Genomic DNA, 5,796 nt, shown 5'->3' with positions numbered 1-5,796 from the left:
CTGGGGGTCAAGGGGTCGCAGGTTCAAATCCTGTCGTCCCGACCAGCTCTTGAAGCAGGTCGCAGGCGGTATCGGAGTAATCCGGTACCGCCTTTCCGCTGTTCCCGGGGCCATCTGGGGACCACGCGGTCCAGCGGCGCCTGATCGCCCTTGTCCGGAAGGTGGGTCTGCTGCTGTTCCGGGCAGGAGCCTGGCATGGTGCATCGGCATGGACTGAACCAATGCGCAGTGGGAGCCGGCCGCTCCGCTGCTGCCCGGGGGTAGGTGCGCCGGGTACACGGTGGCCATCCCCTCCCGCACCGGACCTGACGTCACCGCCTCATCCTCATCCCTGGAAGCGACCCGTACGGCGCACCCGGGCCCGAGGGGACGCGATCTGCAAAGCCGACCGGGTGTTCACCGCTGACCAGGTGAAACAGAAGTGGTTGAAGACCGCTTCCCAGTTGACCGAAGCTCCATTCCTGAACTCGGAGGCGCTACCGCCGATGTCAGTGGCAGGCAGTTGAATGAGGCCATGACCGTCCACGCACTGGTGGCCTCGCTGCCCGAACCCGATGTTCTGCGCGCCCGCTGTCGGGCACTGGCACTGCTCGACGCGATCCTCAATGCGGACGCTCCCACCCACTCGTTCGCCTCCGAGTGGCGCGCAGGCGTCGACCTTGCCTTCATGGACAACGGGTCCGGTGACCAGTATGCCGTTGTGTTCGATCCGGCCGGGGTGTTCCTCTACGGGTTCGATCACGAGAGTGACGCCACTCCATGGCGAGAGTCGCCCCGCGAGCATTGGCCAGGCCTCCTCGACGGTCTGCCCCCGTCGCTCGCGCACTATCCGGCAGCGCAGGAGTTCCAGTTCGACGGGTTCTTCGACGCGACGGTGTGCGTATGGCGCGAGAAGGACGCTGAGGCGTGGCAGTGCGGTCAGGTCGATTTCGACGACGAGTCGGACGGTAGCGACTGGCTGTTCGACCTTCTCACCGACGGCAGCACGGACGCGTACGTCGGCTTCGCCGAGGACTACTTTGAGCGAAGCATCGACCGTGACGCCGTGGCGACCATCCTGGCTGGGGCGCCGCTGAGCCACGGGACGGTGACCTCGTTGTCCTCCACAGCCGACTTCGAAAAGGTGGCTGCCGAGGCCCGCTCGCTGGGCTATACCGTCCAGGATCAGCCTGCGCTCTGACCCTATCGAGATGGCCCCTTCCCCTGCGCGCCACGGTTGGCGTTCTCCGGGACGAACACAGGCCACGGCGAGAGCATGGACACCTGGGCTGTTCCTGATCAAGGGGATCGTCAACGCAGGGTGTCGTGTGCCAGGGTGACCGGTATGGACTGGCGGACTGAGAGCCCGGAACTCTGGGCGTTCCTGGACTCACTGCACGTCGGTGAAGTCCTGTCCGGCACTGTCACGGCGATCGAGCGGTTCGGAGTCTTCGTGGCTCTGGACAAAGGCCCCGGCCATCCGACGCTGCCCGGTGTCGGATTCGTCGCCGTTCCTGAACTTTCGTGGCGGTACATCGACGCTCCGGGTGATGTGGTTGAGATCGGACAGCGTGTTACCTGCGCGTTTCTGCAGTTCGACACCTGGAATGCAGAGGCAAGGCTGTCCCTGCGCGCTCTTGAGCCCGATCCCTTCCAGGCATTCGCCGACCGTGCAGTGGTGGGCCGGACACTGCCGGGGAGGGTCGTCAAGATAGTGCCCTTCGGTGTTTTCGTCGGCCTTGAGGACGGAGTCGTCGGACTGGTGCCCTTCCGGGAGGTCCACGGCCATCCGGCGGCCGGCACGCGGCGGGACTTCGAGGTTGGTCAGGAGATCACCGTCGCCGTTACCGCTGTCGAACGGCGGCATCGGCGGGTGTTCCTGGCCGGCCTTTGAGCCCAGGGGGACGCGAGCGTGGTACGGCTCCAGTGATGGCTTTCGGCACAGGTCGATGACAGGACATGAGCACGGCGACCTTCCCGGCTCGGACGGCCGCGGCGTGCCCAGCTGCCTGATAAGCACGTACGTGGGTGGTACTCGCCGCTTCGGCGGGAAGTCGCCCAACCCCGTCGGTGAACCGCTGCGCCCGACATGGAGCCGGGGAAGGCTCGCCCATTGCCCGGTGCCGATCCGACTCACCGGGCCGGCTCCACTCTCGCACACGGCCAGAACTGCATCAGCCACCGCTCCACACCATCGGGCACATCCACTGAGGCCGGCTCCGCCAGCCGCGCCCGGCCCGCGCAGTGCACCCGGACCCGCCACCGCGTATCCGGCCGGCCCAAGTCCACACACTCGTACGCAGGGCCTGTCACTCCCCACACGGTGAGCTGCCCCGAGAGCGAGAACAACTCCGCCACCGCCGATACTTCCCACTCACCTGCCACGACAGGCGGTGCCCCGTCCCAGACCTCGACCTTCATTACCGCCTGGTGCGTGTGCCCCGCACTCTCCAGATCGAGACGGCCCGGCCGGCCCACGGCAAGCGCCTGCCCCACCTCCCAGCCCTCCGGCCACCGAACCGGCACACCCGCATCATCAGCCTCCTGAAGACACAGACCGAAGTAATCGACCAACGGCTCGACAGACTGCTCCCGCAACATCCTTGTCACCGCGAACCCCACTCCGCTCCGAACCCGGCAGGAAACTCGACTCTATGGACACGGCCAACCGCTGCAACCCGCAGTTCCGGCCACGGAGCCACCCCCGCTGTCAACACCAGTGAGAGCTTTGTTCTTGAGCGGGCGACGGACACGCGGTCGCGCTGGTCCTTGGTGTGGTCCAGCCGGGCGGAGGGCCGGTGTCGCACCCCCGTGGTACCCATGTCCCATGAGCCAGTTCCGCGACTTCAACCTCAAGCTGCTCGTCATCGAGGAGCTCATGTACGGCCCCGAGCCGCTGCTTCCCGTCTATGACCTGTCCGCCCGGCTGGCCGGGCGGGGGATCGGTGACCCCGCGTCGTACGTCCTGGAGAACGGCCTCCACACTCAGGTGCTGCCGGAGTCCCGGGCCCACTTCGAAGCCCTGGAGATCCCGGCCGAGATCCTCGCGCGCGTCGAGGAGCTGTGCTTCGACGCAGGGGCGGACGTTTTTCACCACTGCGCCCCCGCCTGGGACGGCGAGGACGACCTGTTCGACGTCCGTTCGCTCGACGACCTCGCTCTCCTGCCCAACCTGCGCGAGGTCACCTTCGTGGAAGACGGCGTCCTGAGAGTGCCGGACGCGGCGGAGATATTCGCCGCGCGGGGCATCACCACCGACTGAGACCTACTCCCGTTCACCGCCCGCCGCCCCGGCCGCAGCACTCAGAGAACGGGGGCCGGCCCGGGGGGCGGAGCATCCGCACCGTCCGTGTAGACGCTTGTCGCCGAGGTTGCGACGCGTACCAGTTCGTCGCGTACGGCCGGTGGTGAGAGGACCTCCACCTCGCCGCCGAGCGTCAGGAGCCCCCTGGTCTCCAGCATGCCGTCGAACGTCAGGACGATCCTCAGCCAGCCCGAACCGTCCGTGACGAGATCGCCGGTGATCCGCGCCCGGACCAGGCAGCGCAGCAGCATCAGGGCGTCCTCGCGCAGCCGTACCTCCACCTGGACCGGAAGGCGCCGCTGTTCTGCTTCGCGCCGCATCGTCCGCCATACGTCGGCCAGCTCCAGACCGGGCCGTCTGCGCACCGGTTCGTCGATGACGGACGCCTCGACCACCCGGTCCGCGCGGAACAGCCGGGGAGAGCCCGACTTGTCGGCCACCAGGTACCAGACGCCCGCCTTCACCACGAGCCCGTAGGGGTCGAGGACGTAGTCCCCGGGCTCGACGGCACCGGCACGGCGGTAGCGCAGGGCCAGCCGGCGGTCGGTGAAGACGGCGGAGTTGAGTACGTCGAGGTCGACCGCGGGGGCGAGTCCGGTCGCCCAGCGCTCCGGTTCGACGAGGACCCGGCGACTCGTCAGTTCGGCCGCCGGGCGGTGCGGGGCGGGGAGCGCCGCCATGACCTTGCGGAGGGCGGACCCCAGCGCCGCGTCCAGCCCGAGCGCCGCGTGGGTGCCCCGGGCGGTCAGGACGAACAGGGCGCGCGACTCGTCCTCCGTGAGACCGGTGACATCGGTCCGGAACCCCGGCAGCAGCGCAACGCCCCCGTGGCGTCCCCGCTCGGTGTAGAGCGGGACACCGGAGGCGGACAGCGCCTCGACATCGCGGTAGATGGTGCGGACCGAGACTTCGAGGCGCTGGGCCAGCTCGGCCGCCCGGACCAGTCCGCGCGTCTGGAGCAGCAGGATGATCGAGAGGAGGCGATCGGATTTCACGGGACGGGCGGACCCTCCGGAAAACATGACGGGGGATGTCAGGTTACCCGCCGAAGGTGCGGGTGTCCGGAGCAACCGGCTTCACCCATGGGAGAACGATCAGATGAACGACCCTCGTCCCTTGTACGACCGGGCGGCCGCCCAGTTCGCCGCCCTGCTGGAGACCGTGACGCCTCTCGACCTCGGTGCCGGGACACCGTGTTCGGAGTACGACGTACGGGCGCTGGTCTCGCACTGTGTGAACGGTCTCGGCCTGATGACGCATATCGGCGAGGGCGGTGACTGGAAGGCGGTACCCCCGGAGGTGTCCGTCGCCGACGACGACCTGCGCCGCTCGTACGAGAAGGCGCACCGGCGCTTCCGCGAGACATGGTCGGACGACATGAAACTGGGGGAGGTCTTCTCCTCGCCCTGGGGTGAGGAGACGCCGGGTGCCGCGGTGGTGGGTTTCGTACTCCTGGAGGCCGTGACACACGGCTGGGACCTGTCCGAGGCCCTGGGACGACCGGTGCCCTTGGACCCTGAGCTGGCCGAAGCCGTCATGCCCCTGGCGCGGCAGGCACTTCCGGCCGGCAACCGGGGCGGGCCGGTGCCCTTCGGAGCCGTACGGGAGGCACCCGAGGGGGCCGACGTCCATGACCGGCTGGCCGCCTGGCTCGGCCGGGAGGTGCCGGAGCGCCCCCGGGTCTGACCCCGGCGGGTTCCTGCGACGGCAGGCCGCTGATGCCCTGACCCGAGCCGGCCCGCGGTCCACGTCCTCCGTGTGAGGCTCTGCGCCCGCGCGCCGTGCCGTGCGACTGCCGGGCGCTGCCCGGCACGGGTAGGTCTGGACGTCCTCGACCGCACGGCCGAACCGGCCCGGACCATCAGGAGAATGTCATGAGCCCGATTGTGAAGTTACGCCGGGCGGCGTTGCTCGCCACCGCCGCACTGAGCGCCCTGGGCGTCACCGCTCCCGGTGCCGCCGCCCAGCCGCAGTCGGTCAGGTCGATGGATGTGCAGTGGGCCGAGGTCGACCCCGCGGTGCATCCCTCGATTTTCGGCACCCTTGCCATCGGCGGGATCTACACCCGTACCGGACCGGCCGGGACCACCGTGCCGGTCAGCTTCAGCGCTCTCCAGCTGATGCCGTTAGCCATGCCGAACGGTGCCGGTCAGCTGCCGTGCGGCCCCGGAGTGGTCGACGCGCCCTGGAGCCTCACCAGCTTTCCCGCGACGGATGTGCACTACGGGTATGTCTCCGTGCTGACCAACTTCGACGGGGTGATGCTGCCCGCCGAGGAGTTCACCGTCTGACCCGGGAAGGCGGCTCGGCCCGGGCCGGGCGCTCCGTGCCGGTCCGCCCGCCGAACGGTGCCGCCGCGTGCATGGCTACGGGCCACCGCCGCCGGGTAAAACCCGTGGGGGGGGGCCCGGTCCGGGTTGGGGACGGGGAGCCGCCCCCGCACCGGGGGGGCCGCGGGGAAGAGCGGGGGGGGGGGGGAGGGGGGGCGGGGGCGGGGTGGCCGCCGGTTCCCG

The 5,796-nt window shown here is 69.3% G+C and carries 6 protein-coding genes; 5 read left to right on the top strand and 1 reads right to left on the bottom strand.

Going from position 1 to position 5,796, the window contains the following annotated elements:
- Nucleotides 1-514: 514 nt before the first annotated feature.
- From ACWDR0_RS34350 to ACWDR0_RS34340, 3 genes are all read left to right on the top strand, one after another.
- Nucleotides 515-1,180: a hypothetical protein gene (locus tag ACWDR0_RS34350; protein ID WP_456355759.1), complete on the top strand. Its 666-nt coding sequence runs from the start codon at nucleotides 515-517 to the stop codon at nucleotides 1,178-1,180.
- A 144-nt stretch (nucleotides 1,181-1,324) separates the two neighbouring features.
- Entirely contained in the window at nucleotides 1,325-1,873 is a 549-nt protein-coding gene (locus tag ACWDR0_RS34345) for a S1 RNA-binding domain-containing protein (protein WP_456355758.1), read from the top strand.
- 933 nt (nucleotides 1,874-2,806) lie between these two features.
- Entirely contained in the window at nucleotides 2,807-3,241 is a 435-nt protein-coding gene (locus ACWDR0_RS34340; protein ID WP_456355757.1) for a DUF6892 domain-containing protein, read from the top strand.
- A gap of 41 nt (nucleotides 3,242-3,282) precedes the next feature.
- On the opposite strand, the gene ACWDR0_RS34335 is transcribed toward ACWDR0_RS34340, so the two are convergent.
- Nucleotides 3,283-4,278 carry a helix-turn-helix transcriptional regulator gene (locus tag ACWDR0_RS34335; protein WP_456355756.1) on the bottom strand — a complete coding sequence of 332 codons (996 nt, stop codon included), beginning with the start codon at nucleotides 4,276-4,278 and terminating at the stop codon, nucleotides 3,283-3,285.
- A 103-nt stretch (nucleotides 4,279-4,381) separates the two neighbouring features.
- Between ACWDR0_RS34335 and ACWDR0_RS34330 the strand changes: the two genes are divergently transcribed.
- Together ACWDR0_RS34330 and ACWDR0_RS34325 are read left to right on the top strand one after the other, a co-directional pair.
- On the top strand, nucleotides 4,382-4,969 hold the full coding sequence (locus ACWDR0_RS34330) for a TIGR03086 family metal-binding protein (protein ID WP_456355755.1): 588 nt from the start codon (nucleotides 4,382-4,384) through the stop codon (nucleotides 4,967-4,969).
- Between the two features lie 188 nt (nucleotides 4,970-5,157).
- Entirely contained in the window at nucleotides 5,158-5,574 is a 417-nt protein-coding gene (locus ACWDR0_RS34325; protein ID WP_456355754.1) for a hypothetical protein, read from the top strand.
- Nucleotides 5,575-5,796: the final 222 nt, after the last annotated feature.

Source organism: Streptomyces sp. NPDC003691, assembly GCF_053981115.1.
The sequence above is the reverse complement of the archived record's forward strand: the minus strand, read 5'-3'. Positions and strand labels throughout refer to the sequence as shown.

Bases quoted from the DNA above. Each gene is read 5' to 3' on its own strand.
- ACWDR0_RS34350 (WP_456355759.1), top strand. From the start codon at position 515: ATGACCGTCCACGCACTGGTGGCCTCGCTGCCCGAACCCGATGTTCTG.
- ACWDR0_RS34345 (WP_456355758.1), top strand. From the start codon at position 1,325: ATGGACTGGCGGACTGAGAGCCCGGAACTCTGGGCGTTCCTGGACTCA.
- ACWDR0_RS34340 (WP_456355757.1), top strand. From the start codon at position 2,807: ATGAGCCAGTTCCGCGACTTCAACCTCAAGCTGCTCGTCATCGAGGAG.
- ACWDR0_RS34330 (WP_456355755.1), top strand. From the start codon at position 4,382: ATGAACGACCCTCGTCCCTTGTACGACCGGGCGGCCGCCCAGTTCGCC.
- ACWDR0_RS34325 (WP_456355754.1), top strand. From the start codon at position 5,158: ATGAGCCCGATTGTGAAGTTACGCCGGGCGGCGTTGCTCGCCACCGCC.